14 protein-coding genes are annotated in these 15,831 nt (G+C 63.7%); 10 read left to right on the forward strand and 4 right to left on the reverse strand.

Annotation, left to right across the window (positions count from 1 at the left end):
- The first annotated feature begins 332 nt into the window (after positions 1 to 332).
- From ACE3OA_RS19005 to ACE3OA_RS19015, 3 genes are all read left to right on the forward strand, one after another.
- Positions 333 to 1,334, forward strand: a complete 1,002-nt coding sequence (locus tag ACE3OA_RS19005) for an AraC family transcriptional regulator (protein ID WP_374313697.1) — start codon at positions 333 to 335, stop codon at positions 1,332 to 1,334.
- A gap of 15 nt (positions 1,335 to 1,349) precedes the next feature.
- Entirely contained in the window at positions 1,350 to 2,339 is a 990-nt protein-coding gene (locus ACE3OA_RS19010) for a helix-turn-helix transcriptional regulator (protein WP_374313699.1), read from the forward strand.
- A gap of 153 nt (positions 2,340 to 2,492) precedes the next feature.
- A complete protein-coding gene (locus ACE3OA_RS19015; RefSeq protein WP_374313701.1) occupies positions 2,493 to 3,875 on the forward strand; it encodes an ELM1/GtrOC1 family putative glycosyltransferase in 1,383 nt (460 codons plus the stop codon).
- Positions 3,876 to 3,887: 12 nt separating this feature from the next.
- Here the strand turns inward: ACE3OA_RS19015 and ACE3OA_RS19020 are convergent, their stop codons facing one another.
- Positions 3,888 to 4,217: a hypothetical protein gene (locus tag ACE3OA_RS19020; protein ID WP_374313703.1), complete on the reverse strand. Its 330-nt coding sequence runs from the start codon at positions 4,215 to 4,217 to the stop codon at positions 3,888 to 3,890.
- Positions 4,218 to 4,582: 365 nt separating this feature from the next.
- On the opposite strand from ACE3OA_RS19020, the gene dnaK reads away from it, so the two are divergent.
- From dnaK to dapB, 4 genes are all read left to right on the forward strand, one after another.
- Positions 4,583 to 6,514 (forward strand): molecular chaperone DnaK, encoded by a 1,932-nt coding sequence (gene dnaK, locus ACE3OA_RS19025; protein ID WP_374313705.1) that lies wholly within the window; start codon positions 4,583 to 4,585, stop codon positions 6,512 to 6,514.
- A gap of 118 nt (positions 6,515 to 6,632) precedes the next feature.
- Positions 6,633 to 7,769: a molecular chaperone DnaJ gene (gene dnaJ, locus ACE3OA_RS19030; protein ID WP_374313707.1), complete on the forward strand. Its 1,137-nt coding sequence runs from the start codon at positions 6,633 to 6,635 to the stop codon at positions 7,767 to 7,769.
- A 126-nt stretch (positions 7,770 to 7,895) separates the two neighbouring features.
- Entirely contained in the window at positions 7,896 to 9,449 is a 1,554-nt protein-coding gene (locus tag ACE3OA_RS19035; RefSeq protein WP_374313709.1) for an ATP-binding protein, read from the forward strand.
- A gap of 331 nt (positions 9,450 to 9,780) precedes the next feature.
- A complete protein-coding gene (gene dapB, locus ACE3OA_RS19040) occupies positions 9,781 to 10,608 on the forward strand; it encodes a 4-hydroxy-tetrahydrodipicolinate reductase (RefSeq protein ID WP_374313817.1) in 828 nt (275 codons plus the stop codon).
- A gap of 30 nt (positions 10,609 to 10,638) precedes the next feature.
- Here dapB and ACE3OA_RS19045 read toward each other — a convergent pair whose 3' ends face one another.
- The 3 genes from ACE3OA_RS19045 to ACE3OA_RS19055 are packed head-to-tail and all read right to left on the reverse strand — an operon-like array spanning position 10,639 to position 12,378.
- Positions 10,639 to 10,833, reverse strand: coding sequence for a 4-oxalocrotonate tautomerase family protein (locus tag ACE3OA_RS19045; RefSeq protein WP_374313819.1), 195 nt, complete (start codon positions 10,831 to 10,833; stop codon positions 10,639 to 10,641).
- 26 nt (positions 10,834 to 10,859) lie between these two features.
- Positions 10,860 to 11,819 (reverse strand): DMT family transporter, encoded by a 960-nt coding sequence (locus ACE3OA_RS19050; RefSeq protein WP_374313711.1) that lies wholly within the window; start codon positions 11,817 to 11,819, stop codon positions 10,860 to 10,862.
- A gap of 7 nt (positions 11,820 to 11,826) precedes the next feature.
- A complete protein-coding gene (locus ACE3OA_RS19055) occupies positions 11,827 to 12,378 on the reverse strand; it encodes a DUF2244 domain-containing protein (protein ID WP_374313713.1) in 552 nt (183 codons plus the stop codon).
- Between the two features lie 68 nt (positions 12,379 to 12,446).
- Between ACE3OA_RS19055 and nth the strand changes: the two genes are divergently transcribed.
- The 3 genes from nth (at position 12,447) to ACE3OA_RS19070 (ending at position 15,821) form a co-directional block, all read left to right on the forward strand.
- The gene (nth, locus tag ACE3OA_RS19060; RefSeq protein WP_374313715.1) at positions 12,447 to 13,088 is read left to right on the forward strand and encodes an endonuclease III; all 642 of its coding nucleotides are present in this window, start codon (positions 12,447 to 12,449) and stop codon (positions 13,086 to 13,088) included.
- Positions 13,089 to 13,131: 43 nt separating this feature from the next.
- Positions 13,132 to 14,130 carry a hypothetical protein gene (locus ACE3OA_RS19065; protein WP_374313717.1) on the forward strand — a complete coding sequence of 333 codons (999 nt, stop codon included), beginning with the start codon at positions 13,132 to 13,134 and terminating at the stop codon, positions 14,128 to 14,130.
- A 179-nt stretch (positions 14,131 to 14,309) separates the two neighbouring features.
- The gene (locus ACE3OA_RS19070) at positions 14,310 to 15,821 is read left to right on the forward strand and encodes a DUF2252 domain-containing protein (RefSeq protein WP_374313719.1); all 1,512 of its coding nucleotides are present in this window, start codon (positions 14,310 to 14,312) and stop codon (positions 15,819 to 15,821) included.
- Positions 15,822 to 15,831 lie beyond the last annotated feature (10 nt).

Raw genomic sequence — 15,831 nt, forward strand, 5'->3', positions numbered from 1 at the left:
TTGCAGCTGCCGGCGCTCCGCGCGGAGTGCCAGCCTTGCGCGAAAACTGCCACAAGCTGACCGGCCGCATCCTTATCGCGTCGGAAGCATCGTCATCCGGGGCCAAATCACTGCGGCCCATGCCGGCACTTAGTCATTTCTTCTTGTGAGCAACGGCGAAACGGAAAGAATTAAGACGATGTTCCCTTCACTAAACAATGCGGCAGCAATGTTTACCCGAAAGTATAATACCAAAGAGAGCTTAGATCGGGGCCGTCCTCGCGCGCATACTTAACCTTTGTTAAAGATTGAAAGCGCAGAGTCGCTGGCGATCGCGCAACGAGGAAGTTCCCATGTCGCCCGCTCCTGGAGCCCGCAAAAGACCGCTAGGTGCCTTCCCGGCTTTTGCCGTGTCGAACTTTGACCAGCTCTCCGGAATTCTTGAAGCGCAACTCGGCGCCAGGATTGCGCGGATGCCGGTCGATGGCAGCCATATCGAAGCCGTCGCCAATGCCAAGCGGCTGGAGAACAGCGAGTTCTGGTATTGCGCCTACGGCATGCCGCTTTCGGTCAAGTTTCCGGACGGGGATTATCTGCGCCTGCAACTGCAGCATCGGGGTGTCGGCGGCACTTGGCAAAAGGGCAGTCTGGCCGCGGTGACGCCGACGCAAGCCTGCATTTCGCGCGCCGAGGTCGAGATCGATTTTGCGCCGGATTTCGAGCAATTGGTCTGGCGCGTGCCCAAGGGCAAACTGGAACAGCGCCTGGCCCTGATGACCGGTCGGCCGGTCGCCTATGCCCTCGACTTCGCCCCGGCGCTCGATCTCACGTCACCCAAGGGCGCCATGCTGCAGCAGATCGTCAATTGCCTGCGCCAGACGATCGAAGCCGGAACCATGCCCGCCTCGCAGCTGGTCGTGCGCGAACTGGAACAGGCGCTCATCAGCGCCTTCCTCGCGACCGCCGATCACAGCGGCCGCAGTCTGCTTGAAGCCACGCCGGTGCGTGCCGGCGCCGCGCAGGTCAGCCGTGCCGAAGCGCATATCGAAGCCAATTGGGACCAGGCGATCACCATCGAGGATCTGGTCGCCGCCACCGGCAGTTCAGCGCGCAGCCTGTTCCGCAGCTTCAAGGAAGCGCGCGGCTGCAGCCCGATGGAATTCGCGCGGGATTTGCGCCTCCAACACGCCAGAAGGATGCTGGAGAACGCCGAGGGCGCAACGACAGTTACGGATGTCGCTTTCGCCTGCGGGTTTGGCGATCTCGGCCGCTTCGCCAAGGAATTCCAGCGTGCCTTCGGGCAGCGCCCTTCTGAAATGCTGGCCAGCCGACGCCGCCGGATTTATCTTGCCTGATCGGAACTGCGAGTCATGACGACGAACCTGGAACCGCTCAAGGCGCACCGCCTCTTCGATGTCAGCAGCATCGAGGCGCTCGAAGCCTCGCTCAATCCGATAAACGGCGCGCGCCTGGTCAATGTCGGCAGTGGCGGTCACGGCTTCGAAGCTTTCGGCAATCATTGTTTCCTGCCGCTCAGCGAATTGTGGTTCAGCCGTTCCAATACGAGCATTACTGTCGGCTATCCCGATGACGACATGCTGCGCCTGCGCCTGTGGCATGGCGGCAGCGGCGCCCTTTGCACCGGCCGGCATGCCGCCGCGGTGACGCAGGGCGTGGCACATCTCTCCAGCCGCGCCACCGAGGTCCAGTTCGATGCCGGTTTCGAACAGATCTGCTGGCGCAGTCCCAAGGAAAGAGTGGCACAGAAACTGGCCAGCCTCACCGGCAGTCCCGCGGTTCGCAGCATCGATGTCGAAGCCTCGCTCGATCTCGCCGCGCCGCAGACCGTCGCCTTGCAGCAGATACTGCATTGCCTGATACAGGCTGCCGACAGCATCGACCCGCTGGCGTCGCGCACTTTTCTGGTCGAGCTGGAGCAGGCCTTCATCACCAGCCTGCTGATGAGCGGCACGCTCGAGGGCCGTGCCCTCCTCGACACGCCGGCGCCGCGGGTCGCTCCCCGGCAGGTGCGTGAGGCGGAGGCCTATATCGAAGCCAATTGGAACCAGCCCATCACCATCGAAGATCTGGCGGCTGCCGCCAGCACGTCGGTGCGCAGCCTGTTCCGCACCTTCAAGCAGAATCGCGGCTGTTCGCCGCTGGAATTCGCGCGCCGCCTGCGCCTGCAGCAGGCCCATCGCCTGTTGTCACACCCGCAGGAATCGACCACGGTCACCGAAGTGGCCTTCAGTTGCGGCTTTGGCGATCTCAGCCGCTTTGCCAAGGAGTTCCAGCGCAATTTCGGCGAACGCCCCTCGGAACTGCTGGCGCGCCGGCGCGATTTCCTGGCCGTCGCCTGAAGCGTTGCACCGCGCGGGTTCGGCAAACTGACGCCAACCTGTCCGCTCGCGGCGCCACTGACTCCTCCCTGTCATTCCACCGTTATCAACTTGTCATCGACGCTCGGCTAGGTTCCGGCTATCAACACCACCGGGACCAGATCGAGCCGACAGATGACCAGGGAATTCACTTCGCCAACATCGCAGCCTGTTCCCATTGCGGGTCTGGACAGCAGCCAGCCGCGCGCGAATGCGGTGGTGTGGCTGCTGCAGGGCCAGCGCCTGGGCGACAACATGCAGGTTCTGGCCCTCGGCGCGGCCCTTGAAGTGCGCTTTGGCTGGCGTACCGTCGTCAAGCAGCTGAAATTCCACAGCGGCCATCGACCAAACCGCGACCCCGCGCGGGGCATCGACCACGTCAATCTGGCCGAAAGCGATTCCATCAACGCGACGCTCGACGATCCCTGGCCCGATGTCGTCATTGCCATCGGGCGCCGGTCCGGTCCCGTGGCGCGCTGGGTCAAGACGCAGAACGCGCCCTATGCCATCCACATCCAGCTCGGCCGGTTCCAGGACCCCTACGATACCGTCGATCTGCTGGTGACGACGGCGCAATATGGCTTGCCCGGTGCGGCCAACGCGCTCCATCTCAGCTTGCCGATCACCGCGCGCAGGCCTGACGTCCTGGCGGCGGCCGCCACGGCCTTTGCGCCGCTTTTCGACAGCATCAAAGGGCCCACGAATGCCGGGCCCACGAATGCCGGGTCCATAGATGCCGGGCCAGTCATCGGCGTGCTGGTCGGCGGCCCCTCCAATCCGATCCAATTCGGCGCCAGGGACGGCGAAAGACTGGCCGCCGAAGCGCTGGCCTTTGCCGACCGGTGCCGTGGGACGCTTTTGGTCGCGACTTCCCCGCGCACGCCGGCCGAGGTGGTGGCACATCTCCAGGCTGCCCTGCCGGCGCCGCATCGCCTGTTCCCGTTCGAGCCCGGTGCGGGCGACCGCAATCCCTATCCGGCCCTGCTCGCGCGCTGCGATTCCTTCATCGTCACCAGCGACAGCGTGTCGATGGTGGCGGATGCCTGCCTCACCGGCCGCCAGGTGCGGCTCTTTGAGCTGCCGGTGAAGCGGCCGCGCCCGCTTTGGGAGCCGAGCTGGCCGCTGGCCCATTGGGTCGGGCGCCGGCGCAACCAGCGCCTGGTGCGCGGTCAGCCGGCGGATATGCTCGACCGCTGGTTCGAGGCAGAGGTGCGCCGGGCCAGGGCCCAGCCGACCCGCTATGTGCCGACCATCATGAGCAGCCTGCTGCGCGAACGGCATGTGGCGCGGCTCAGCGATGCGCTGGCGCCGCGGACGGATATGGCCCAGCTGGTGGTCCAGGAACTCGACATGGTCGCCGCGCGCATCCTGGCGCTGCTGGCGCAAAAGCGGGCCGGCGCCTTGCGCGACCAGTTGGCACGGGGCGGCGGTTTGGCCGCCCGGGTGTCCGCCGCGGGATCACGCCGCGATGCGGCGGCCGGTCTCGGCCTGCCGGACTTCAACTCGGCCCTGACCTAGCGGGGCCCCGGCTTACTTTTCCCGGCCGAAAAGCTGAAAGCAGACCATCAGGACCAGGCCGATCGTCGCCATGACGGCGCCAGCCAGGCTGATGCTGCTGCTTTCCAGGCCGAAATGGCCGACCAGCCCGAACGTGGCGCCCAGGACGACGTCGAGCCCCAGCAGCGCCATGACCAGCCAATTATTGCGCTGCGCCTTGCCGAGCGGGGTGGTCAGCTTGGTGACGATCGGGGTTTTGGCCGCCGGCATGTTCCCGGCTGCTCCAGCCTCTCCCTCGTCATCGATGGCCGGATCGATGGCCGGTCGGGCGGCGGTGTGCAGGGACGGCTCATTGGCGGTCATTTCAGCGCATCTCTTCCCCTGGATCGAATGGGCGGCAGGTGGGTAAAGCGCCAAGCCGCCGACATCCTCATCTGTTAATACTAGCCGATTCGACCCCCTCTGTCAGATGCGGGTAGTTGACTAAAATCGTCGGTTAAGCCGACAGCCCGCCATAATCGTTAAGATTCCCCGCAGCGCGACCTTGCGCACCCTAGGGAACCGCCTATATATCCCCTCGAAACCAATGCCTAAGGGCTGGTAGGGCCCACTTGCCCAGCACTTTGGCATATTCTGATCACTGTTGCTGCGAAGTCGGGGATCCCCGGAAGGGTGCTTCATCATGGAAGGCCCAGGAGCGGGATTTGCCGCAAGAAAGGATGAACGCCATGGCTAAAGTTATCGGCATCGATCTCGGCACGACCAACTCCTGCGTCGCCGTCATGGAAGGCAAGGACGTCAAGGTCATCGAGAACTCGGAAGGTGCCCGCACCACCCCGTCGATGGTCGCCTTCACTGAATCCGGCGAACGCCTCGTCGGCCAGGCTTCCAAGCGCCAGGCCGTGACCAATCCGGAAAACACCCTCTTCGCGATCAAGCGCCTGATCGGCCGCCGCTTCGACGATTCGACCACCAAGAAAGACATCGACCTCGTCCCCTACAAGATCGTTTCCGGCGACAATGGCGATGCCTGGGTCAATGCGCAGGGCAAGAATTACAGCCCCAGCCAGATCTCGGCCTTCATCCTCGGCAAGATGAAGGAAACGGCCGAAGCCTATCTCGGCGAAAAGGTGACGCAGGCCGTCATCACCGTGCCCGCTTACTTCAACGACAGCCAGCGCCAAGCCACCAAGGATGCCGGCCGCATCGCCGGTCTCGAAGTGCTGCGCATCATCAACGAGCCGACGGCCGCCGCTTTGGCCTATGGCATGGACAAGAAGAATGGCGGCGTCATCGCGGTCTATGACCTTGGCGGCGGCACGTTCGACGTCTCGGTGCTTGAAATCGGCGACGGCGTGTTCGAGGTGAAGTCGACCAACGGCGACACCTTCCTCGGCGGTGAAGACTTCGACGCCCGCATCATCGATTACCTCGCCGAAGAGTTCAAAAAAGAGAACGGCATCGACCTCAAGAAGGACAAGCTGGCCCTGCAGCGCCTCAAGGAAGCTGCGGAGAAGGCCAAGATCGAGCTCTCCTCCGCCATGCAGACCGAGGTCAACCTGCCCTTCATCACGGCTGACCAGACCGGACCGAAGCATCTCATCATCAAGCTGACCCGCGCCAAGCTCGAAGCCCTCGTTGACGACCTCATCGAGCGCACCATGGAGCCGTGCCGGAAGGCCTTGAAGGATGCGGGCCTGAAGTCGTCCGACATCCAGGAAGTGATCCTGGTGGGCGGCATGACCCGCATGCCCAAGATCATGGAAAAGGTGAAGGAGTTCTTCGGTAAGGAACCCAATCGTTCCGTGAACCCGGACGAAGTCGTCGCCATCGGTGCCGCCATCCAGGGCGCGGTGCTGAAGGGCGAAGTGAAGGACGTGCTGCTGCTCGACGTGACCCCGCTGTCGCTGGGCATTGAGACGCTGGGCGGCGTCTTCACCCGCCTCATCGACCGCAACACGACGATCCCCACCAAGAAGTCCCAGGTGTTCTCGACGGCCGAGGACGGCCAGACCGCGGTCACCATCCGCGTCTTCCAGGGCGAACGTGAAATGGCTGCGGACAACAAGATCCTCGGCCAGTTCGATCTCGTCGGCCTGCCCGCCGCGCCGCGCGGTGTGCCGCAGATCGAAGTCACCTTCGACATCGACGCCAACGGCATCGTCAACGTCTCGGCCAAGGACAAAGCCACCGGCAAGGAGCAGCAGATCCGCATCCAGGCCTCGGGCGGTCTTTCCGATACCGACATCGAAAAGATGGTCAAGGACGCCGAGGCCCATAAGGCCGACGACGAGAAGCGAAAGAAGCTCGTGGAAGCCCGCAACCAGGCCGATGCCCTCGTGCACAATGCCGAGAAGCAGGTCAAGGACGCCGGCGACAAGGTCTCTGCCGAGGACAAGGCCCTGGTCGAAACGGCGGCCGCCGATCTCAAGGCGGTCAAGGATGGTGAGGATATCGAAGCCATCGAAGCCAAGACCCAGGCCCTGACGCAGGCCCTGATGAAGGTTGGCGAAGCGCTCTACAAGGCCCAGGCCGCCGAAGGCGGCGCGCCGGGTGCCGATGCCGGCGAAGCCCCGGGTGCCGGTGCTTCCGCCAATGACGAAAAGGTGGTCGACGCCGATTTCGAGGAAGTCGACGACCGCAAGGGCAAGAGCGCCTAATCGCTTAGCGCGTTATAAGAAGACGCGTGGTAGATAGAGAGGTCGGCGCCCGTATCCGCAAGATACCGGTTCCGACCTCTCCCTTTGTCCAAATGAACCCTGTACAGACGATTGCAGCATGAAGCGCGACTATTACGAAACGCTCGGCGTTGAAAAGGGTGCCGATGCCGACGCCCTCAAAAAGGCCTTTCGTAAGAAGGCGATGGAATTCCACCCGGACCGCAATCCCGGCAATACTGAAGCCGAGGCGAAGTTCAAGGAATTGAACGAAGCCTATGACGTGCTGAAGGACGAGCAGAAGCGCGCAGCCTATGACCGCTTCGGTCACGCCGCCTTCGAGAACGGCCATGGTGGCGGTGGCGGCAGGGGCGGCGGCGGTTTCGATGCCTCGGGCTTTGCCGATATCTTCGACGAAATGTTCGGCGACTTCATGGGGCGCCGCGGTGGCGGCCAGGGGCGCGGGCGGGGGTCCGACCTCCGCTTCAACATGGAAATCACCCTTGAGGAAGCGTTCCACGGCAAGCAGACCACGATCCGCGTGCCGAGCTCGATCCAATGCGACGACTGCCACGGTACCGGTGGCGAAAAGGGCGCCCAGCCCATCACCTGCCCGGCCTGCCACGGCCATGGCAAGGTGCGTGCGACACAGGGCTTCTTCACCATCGAGCGCAGCTGCCAGCATTGCGGCGGCGCCGGCAAGGTGATCGAAAAGCCGTGCAAGACCTGTCACGGCTCCGGCCGCACCGCCAAGGAAAAGACGCTGCAGGTCAATGTGCCGGCCGGCGTCGAGGAAGGAACACGCATCCGCCTCGCCGGCGAAGGCGAGGCTGGCATGATGGGCGCCCCCGCGGGCGACCTCTACATCTTCCTCTCGATCAAGCCGCATCGCATCTTTGAGCGCGACGGGGCCAACATCCATTGCCGTGTGCCGATCGCCCTGACCACGGCGGCGCTGGGCGGCCATATCGAAATCCCCACGGTCGATGGCGGCCGGGCCAAGGTCACGGTCCCCCACGGCGCCCAGACCGGCCAGCAATTCCGCCTCAAAGGCAAGGGCATGTCGGTCTTGCGCAGCCAATCGCGCGGCGACATGTATGTCGAGCTTTCCGTCGAAACGCCGGTCAACCTCAGCAAGAAGCAAAAGGAACTGCTCACCCAGTTCGAAGCCGAGGGCAAGAAGCACGGCAACCACTCACCCCAGAGTGAAGGCTTCTTTGCCCGGGTGAAGGAATTCTTTGACAGTTCCAAGGACTGACTCTGGAAAGTTTGTTCCGCCGCACGATCATCCCTTGACGGTTGAGCCTTCCTCAGCCTTTTCTCTGCCCCGTTCCCGGCATCCCTCGACGCGCCGGGGAACCAGCTTCGGGGTTTGGGGAAATCCATGGGCGATGACGGCAGCAGCGCGCAGGTGACATCGGGCGGTATCCCGCCGCTGCCGGCCTTGCCGGACGGCTTTTCCACATCCCTGACCGACCGGCTGCGCACGGCGCTCTGGGTGTTCGACATCGATCTTGCCCGCGTCATCTGGGCCAATCCCGCCGCGTTGCGGGTCTGGCGCGCCGACAGCATCGAGGCGCTCTATGCCCGCAACCTCGCCAGCGACATGTCGCCGGCAGTGGCGGCGCGCCTCCGGCAATATCAGGAAGATTTCATCGACAGCGGCGCCACTTTTTCCGAAGTGTGGACGCTCTACCCGCAAGGCAAGCCCCGGTCGCTGCGCTGCCTTTTCAGCGGCATCCGTCTGCAGGACGGGCGCATGGCCATGTTCTGCGAGGGTCTTGCCGAATATAACGACACGCCGGAAGCGCTCCGCAGCGCCGAGGCGTTGCTGCACAGCTCCGTCATGATCACGCTCTACGATCTCGACGGGCATATCCTCTATAGCAATCCCGCCGCGCGCAGCGCCGCCTTGCCGCTTGGGGCGGACGGTACGGCGCCCCTGTTGGAGCGGCTTGTCGACATCGACGATCATGCCCGCCTCGTCGTGGGGCTGGGCGAACAGGGCGAGGCGCGCATCGTTGCCCGCGTGCGGACGGCGCATGGCCTGCGCTGGCACGAAATTACCGCGCGCGCCTGTTCGGACGCAGCGACGGGAGCGCCCGCCTGGCTGGTCTCCGAGATCGACGTCACGGAATCGAAGGAATATCAGGCGGAACTGGAGGCCAGCCGCGCCAAGCTCGAGGCCCAGGCCAGGCAGCTCCGGGAGGCGCATCACGCCGCCGAAAGTGCCAATCGCGCCAAGTCGCAATTCCTTGCCCATATGAGCCACGAACTGCGCACGCCGTTGAACGCCATCATCGGCTTTTCCGACGTTACCCGCCGCGGCACGTTCGGCGCGGTGCAGCCCGGGCGCTATGGCGACTATGCCGAACTTATCCATGAAAGCGGCCGCCTGCTGCTCGACCTCATCAACGACATCCTCGACATCTCGAAGATCGAGGCTGGCAAGATGGAGCTCCGGCCGACGCAGATCGAGGCGCGCGAGCTCGCCGAGACCAGCATCCGCCTCATCTCCGGCATGGCGCGGGAATCCGCCGTGGCGCTCCTCACCGATATCGACGACGGTGTCGGCCCGGTCTATGGCGACGAGCGGGCCGTCAAACAGGTCATCATCAACCTGCTCTCCAATGCCGTGAAGTTCACCCCGGCCGGCGGCAAGGTGACTCTCGCCATCGGAAGCTTCCCCGACGGCACCAGCGCCATCACCGTTTCCGATACCGGCATCGGCATGAACGCCGACGAAATCGCCCGCGCCCTCGACCCCTTCAGCCAGATCGACAGCTCGATCGCCCACACCCATCGCGGTACCGGGCTGGGCCTCGCTCTGGTCAAGAATCTGGTCGAATTACATGGCGGAGAGCTGCGCGTCGCCAGCCGCCCGCACCACGGAACCGAGGTTACCGTCATCCTGCCGGTCGATTCTGGGCCCAGATAGACCCCTTCCCGAGCCCTTTCGGACACCCCTGTTGCCCATTCCGCTCAACCTCGTCTAGATTTCACGCAACATTGGTTCAGGGGGATACATGGCGGGCAAGACGCAGGCGAAGCGGCCATTGGTAAAGGCCGCCACCAAGACGGCACCCACTCCGGCTCCCAAGGCGGCTGCGGTGAAGGCCCCGGTCGGCAAGGGTAAGCCTCTGCCTGAAAACGATAAAAAGGCCAAGGCGCCGGTTGCGGCACCCGCCAAGCCGGCTGCAAAGGCGGCCGTTCCGGCCCTCAAAACTCAGGCATCTGGTCCTAGGCCGAAGCGCCAGCTCAATGGTGCCATCCGCGTCGGCATTGCCGGCTGCGCCGGCCGCATGGGCCAGATGCTGCTCAAAATGCTCTCCCAGGCCCCGGGTGTCCTGGTTGTCGGCGGCACCGAACGGCGCGGATCGCCGGCGCTCGGTATGGATCTGGGGGCGCTTGCCGGGACCGAACCTTTCGGCATCACCGTGGGCGACGACCCGGCCTTGCTGTTCGACAGCGCCGACGTGGTGATCGATTTTACCAACCCGGCCGCCACGGCCCTGCATGCCGGCTTTGCCGCCAAGAACGGCACGGCCCATGTCATCGGCACGACCGGCCTCGACAATGACCAGCAGGCGGCGGTGGCACGGGCGGCGCAGAAGGCGCCGATCGTGATGGCCGCCAACATGTCCCTGGGCGTCAACCTCCTCGAACAGGTGATCGAGCAGATGGCCCGCATCCTCGATACTGATTGGGATATCGAGATCGTCGAGATGCACCATCGTCACAAGGTCGATGCCCCCTCCGGCACCGCGCTCATTCTGGGCGAGGCGGCGGCGCGTGGGCGCGGCACCACCCTGCGCCGGGTCGCCAAGCGCGGCCGCGACGGCCAGACCGGCCCCCGCGCCAAGGGCGAAATCGGCTTTGCCGCCTTGCGCGGCGGCGATGTGGTGGGCGACCACACCGTCATCTTCGCGGTCGATGGCGAACGGGTCGAAGTGACCCACAAAGCCTCGTCCCGCGAAATCTTCGCCCGCGGTGCCGTGAAGGCCGTGCTCTGGGCCGCGGGGAAGACGCCCGGGCTCTATACGATGAAGGATGTGCTGGGCTTCAGCGTCGGTGCGCCGGCGGCCGGAAACAGCTAAAGGCGCGCAACAGCTAAAGGCGCGGCGGCGTCAATCGCCGCCTTGTCTTTTCCAATCGTCGGTCAGCATGCCGGCAAAGCCCCAATCGCCTTCGTCGATCTCCTGAATGACGATATGCGTATGCTCGGGCTTCTTGCCGAGGATGCGCACCAGTGAATTGGTGATGTCGGCGACAAGCTCTGATTTCTGGGCACGCGTGGCGCCGCGGGTGATCTGTACATTCACGTAAGGCAATTCAGGTCCCCTATTAATTACGCGGTTTTGCGCCGCAATCTCGGCACGGCCAATCCGACCAGGATCAGCACCAAGGCCACCAGCGCATTGATGCCGGGCACTTCGCCATAGCCGAAGAAGCCCCAGCCCAGCCCCATCACCGGCACCAGGAAATTGTTGTTGGAGGCAAAACTCGCCCCCGAGCGGCGCATCAGGGTGAAGAACAGCCAATTGCCGAAGGCGGTCGAGAGCAGCCCCAGCCAAAGGGCGGCAAAGAGCGCGCTGCCCGACGGGGCGAGGTCCCAGGGGCGATCGATCGTGAGCCAGATCGGCAGGATCGAAAGAAAACCCAGCCCCAGAATGATGCCGACGGTCATTTCGGCACCCATCTGCGGCAGGCGCCGCGCGTTGACGCCGTAGAAGGAATAGCTGAGGCAGCCGCCGATGATGGCGATCTGCCCGATCACCTGCGCACCCAGCCCTTGCAGCGCATCGACGCCCACCAGCACGACGACGCCGGCAAAGCCGCAGATGACGCCGATGACCTTGGGGCCGGTCAGCTTTTCGTCATGGGTCATGGCATGGGCGATGATGAGGACGAGGAGCGGGATCGTCGCCATCAGGATGGCGGCGAGCTGCGACGCCGTGAACTGCTCGCCCCAGCCGATGAGGAAGAAGGGCAGCGAATTGCCGATGATGCCAAGGAAGACCAGGCGCAGCCACAGGCCGGCGCCGCCCGGCTGATGATGCTGGGCCGTGCCCCCCGGCCAAGCCTGGCCACGCAGCCGCGCCACGGAAATGAGCACCACGGCGCCAATGAAGATGCGGCTGGTGGCAAGCGTCAGCGGCGGCATGCCGTTGCTGACCGCGATCTTGATGAAGAGAAAGGACGAGCCCCAGACCAGGGCCAGCAGCAACAGCAGGGAGAATTCGACAAGGCCGGGATGGCGCAGCGAGCTCGACGCCCGAGATGACACTGGGGTCGAAGAAGTGGTCATGCGACTCTCAGGCCTGGCGGGCGTTGTATCGGCCGTCGCGCAGGCGATCCAGCACGCGGGTCAGCTCATCGGCGAAATTGCGCCGCTCGGGCGCCGAGAGAAAGGCGCCGATCTCGATCTGTTTGCCGTGGGAGCGCAAGTATAGCGCGTTGTCGACATCGGCGGCGCGGGTAAGGACCACCTGCAGCCAATAGGGTTGCAGCGCCATGGCCGTGAAGCGGCCCTTGGCGTCGAGCCGTTCCAGCACCAGCCGGTCATGAAACAGGCGCAGCCGCTCGGCCCGCCGGTCGCCGCGGAAATGGCGCGAAAAGAGGAACCAGAACAGCAGCCATTCGGCGCCGATGAAACCGAAGATCGGCCAGGCACCCATGATCAGGAAGGTGAGGGCATAGGCGCCCATGATCAGCGCCGTGCCGAGGATGAGGATGAGATAACCGCGCCGGCCAAGCGAGCGGTGGGGATAGAGCAGGGCTTCGAAGACCGGCAATTCGTCGCCGGCATCCCGGGCTTCGCTGGCATGCCTGGCTTCGCTGGGGTTTGGTGTCTCTTCCGCTGTCATGCGCGCGAGTATAGTCTCTGGCCCGTCCGGTACAACCGGCCCAGCCATAAGCCCCCTACAGGCCAGCCATGCTCAAAAAAGACCAGATCGAGACCGTCTTCGGCCGGCTGCAGAAGGCCAATCCGGCACCCAAGGGTGAGCTCAATTACGTCAACCCTTACACCTTGTTGGTGGCCGTGGTGCTCTCCGCCCAGGCGACCGATGTCGGCGTCAACAAGGCCACGGCAAAACTGTTCAAGATCGCCGACACGCCGGAGAAAATGCTGAAACTCGGCGAAGCGGGACTGAAGGAACATGTGAAGACGATCGGCCTCTACAACACCAAGGCCAAGAATGTCATCAAGCTGTCGGAGATCCTGGTCAAGGATCACAAAAGCGAGGTGCCGCGCGACCGCGCGGTCCTGCAGACCCTGCCGGGGGTGGGGCGGAAAACCGCCAATGTCGTCCTCAATATCGCTTTCGGTGAACCAACCATCGCCGTCGACACACATATCTTCCGCGTCGCCAACCGCACCGGCCTGGCGCCGGGCAAGGATGTGCTGGCCGTCGAACTGGCCTTGGAGAAACGTGTGCCGGCGAAATTCAAGCTGCACTGCCATCACTGGCTGATCCTGCACGGCCGCTATGTCTGCAAGGCCAGGAAACCCGATTGCCCGTCCTGCCTGGTCGCCGATATCTGCCAGTTCAAGGGCAAGACGCTGGTGCAGTAGCGGTCGGTGTTTTGAGAAGTATGACCCTGGGAGTGTCGATGTCGTGACTCGTTTTCTGCTGTGCGCCGCTCTGGCGCTTGCTGCCCTTCATATCCCTGCCCGCGCGCAGGAAAGCGATGTGGCCAAAACGGCCGGCATCGTCGGCGAGATTGGCACGGGTAATGGTTGCGCGGTCGAGGATTCGGCACTGTTCGAGAAGCGCCGCGCCGAAGGGCCGGAAACGACCTCGCGCCTCGTCATCGATGATCTCGCCATCACGCTTTATCCGCGCCGGGCGGATGCTGAATTGGCCGATGGCGAATTGCCGATGGAATATATCGCGATCGAACGCGGCGGCGCCTGCCAGCATGTCATCGCCGACGCCAATGCCTTCATCATGTGGGCTCGGCCCAGCGCGCCCGACGGCTATTCGGCCGCGGATCCGGCGCCGCTTGCGATCTTTTCCAGCTATAGCGGCGGCGCCCATTGCTGCACCACGCTGCATGTGCTGTTTCCGGGCAAGGCGCTGAAGCTGCAGGAACTGACCCTCGGCAATGCCGAAGCCAACATCTCGCAGGATTGGGCCGGCAGTGCCCCGCGCTTAAACTTCGGCGATGACAGCTTTGCCTATTGGAATGTTTCCTATGCCGGCTCACCCGCCGGCGGGGTGATGCTCGATTGGTCGGCGGAAGGCTACCGGCTTTCCGATTCCATGCGCAGCGACGCGCCGGATGCGGACGGCCTCAAAGCCCTGCGCGACGAGATCAACAGCGGTCTTGTCGCATTCGGCGGCCCCTATACGCCGATGGCCGCCAGCGAAACCGCACCGGCGACCAAGGGCGAGCTTGATCCTATCATCTGGAGCGGCCTCCTCGACCTCATCTATTCCGGCCATGCCGATATCGCAGCACAAACCTTCGATGAGGCCTGGCCCACCGAGGTGAAGGGCAAGCGGGCCTTCTGGCGCGACTTCGTCAAGCAGATGGAATCGACGCTGATCTGGGAACCTTGGAACCTGAAGGACCAACTCGACCCGGAGATGGCCTTCGCCCATGGCGAATAGGGATTGAGACCTTATACCCAGGGCGATCGCTAATTTCGCTGCTTGCCGAAATCAACTCTGGCCGCCGTTGCGTTAGATCAAGGCGGGATCGCCGGTGCGCCGGTCGAATGATGCTGTTGCTTGCCCGGATGCCCTGAGGGGAGGAAGGCAGGTTGGCCATCGGGTGGGTGGAGGCAGAGATGAAGCGGAGCAAGAAGGATCAACCCGAAAAACCTGCCGATCCGGCATCGACCGGCGAGGTTAAGGATCGGAAGCGACCGACCAAGAAGAAGTCGCCGGCTGCGCCACGGATCGTCGAGGGAGGTACCACAGCGGGCGCTGTGCCGGACGTCGATCATCAGGCGCCGCGCGAGCTGCGCCTGGCGGCCGGCAAGGCTTTGCGCGAAAAGGCGGCGCATGACGCGCACGGGAAATGGAAACGCAACAAGGACAAAGTTGACCCGCTGGCGATCCTGAAGACTTCAGACAAGGGGCGGGTCGAACGGCTCGTTCCCATCCGCTATGGCCGCATGCTGCAATCGCCCTTCACTTTCTATCGTGGCTCGGCCGCGATCATGGCGGCGGATCTTGCCAACACGCCGGCCAGCGGTTTGCGCGTGCAGGCCTGCGGTGACTGCCACCTCCTCAATTTCGGCGGTTTTGCGACGCCGGAACGCAATATCCTTTTCGACATGAACGATTTCGACGAGACCCTGCCGGCGCCCTGGGAATGGGATGTGAAGCGCCTGGTCGCTTCCTTTGTTTTGGCTGCGCGCAGCAATGGCTTCTCCGATGACGACGGGCGCGACATGGCCATTTCTTGCGCGCGCGCCTACCGCAAGCGCCTGCGCGCGTATTCGGAAATGAGCCCGCTCCAGGTCTGGTACGCGCGCGTCACCGATGAAGATGTCCTGGGAATAACCAAGGACGATCGCGTCAAGGATCGGATCAAGAAGCGGGTCGCCAAAGCCATAGAGGAAAACGGCTCCGACCTCGCCTATCCGCAGCTTGCCGGCATGGTTGGCGGCAAGATCCGCATCCATGACACGCCGCCTTTGATCTATCACCCCGAAGAGATCAGCAATGATGCGCTGATGACGCGGCTTGAGCAAAGGCTGAAGGAATACCGGGAGACCCTGTCCGATGATCGGCGTGAATTGCTCGATCGCTATCGGCTGGTGGATGGCGCGATCAAGGTCGTCGGCATCGGCAGCGTCGGCACGATGTGCGTGATCATCCTGTTGATGTCCGCCGCCAACGAGCCCTTGTTCCTGCAATACAAGGAGGCACGCGAGTCAGTGCTGGAACCCTATGCCGGCAAAAGCGCCTATGCACATGCCGGCCAGCGTGTCGTGATGGGCCAGCGCCTGACACAGCCGGCATCGGACATCTTCCTCGGCTGGGTCACGACGCAGGATCGCCGCACCGGCTATGTGCGCCAATTGCGTGACGCCAAGATCAAGCCGATGGTGGAAGTCATGGACAAGTCGATGCTGACTCAATACGGCAAGGCCTGCGGCTGGGTTCTGGCGCGGGCCCATGCCAAATCCGGCGACCCGCTGATGATCAGCGGGTATCTCGGCAGCAAGGACGGTTTCGACGAAGCAATGGGCGACTATGCCTTGCTCTATGCCGACCAGGCCGAACGCGATCACGCCGCCCTCAAAGCGGCCGTCCGCGCCGGCAAGATCGAGGTGCATCTGGAGGAATAGGGAGAGGGGA

It is taken from the genome of Dongia sp., assembly GCF_041906375.1.
Taxonomy (GTDB): domain Bacteria; phylum Pseudomonadota; class Alphaproteobacteria; order Dongiales; family Dongiaceae; genus Dongia.

Bases quoted from the DNA above. Each gene is read 5' to 3' on its own strand.
- ACE3OA_RS19005 (WP_374313697.1), top strand. From the start codon at position 333: ATGTCGCCCGCTCCTGGAGCCCGCAAAAGACCGCTAGGTGCCTTCCCG.
- ACE3OA_RS19010 (WP_374313699.1), top strand. From the start codon at position 1,350: ATGACGACGAACCTGGAACCGCTCAAGGCGCACCGCCTCTTCGATGTC.
- ACE3OA_RS19015 (WP_374313701.1), top strand. From the start codon at position 2,493: ATGACCAGGGAATTCACTTCGCCAACATCGCAGCCTGTTCCCATTGCG.
- ACE3OA_RS19020 (WP_374313703.1), bottom strand. From the start codon at position 4,217: ATGACCGCCAATGAGCCGTCCCTGCACACCGCCGCCCGACCGGCCATC.
- dnaK (WP_374313705.1), top strand. From the start codon at position 4,583: ATGGCTAAAGTTATCGGCATCGATCTCGGCACGACCAACTCCTGCGTC.
- dnaJ (WP_374313707.1), top strand. From the start codon at position 6,633: ATGAAGCGCGACTATTACGAAACGCTCGGCGTTGAAAAGGGTGCCGAT.
- ACE3OA_RS19035 (WP_374313709.1), top strand. From the start codon at position 7,896: ATGGGCGATGACGGCAGCAGCGCGCAGGTGACATCGGGCGGTATCCCG.
- ACE3OA_RS19050 (WP_374313711.1), bottom strand. From the start codon at position 11,819: ATGACCACTTCTTCGACCCCAGTGTCATCTCGGGCGTCGAGCTCGCTG.
- ACE3OA_RS19055 (WP_374313713.1), bottom strand. From the start codon at position 12,378: ATGACAGCGGAAGAGACACCAAACCCCAGCGAAGCCAGGCATGCCAGC.
- nth (WP_374313715.1), top strand. From the start codon at position 12,447: ATGCTCAAAAAAGACCAGATCGAGACCGTCTTCGGCCGGCTGCAGAAG.
- ACE3OA_RS19070 (WP_374313719.1), top strand. From the start codon at position 14,310: ATGAAGCGGAGCAAGAAGGATCAACCCGAAAAACCTGCCGATCCGGCA.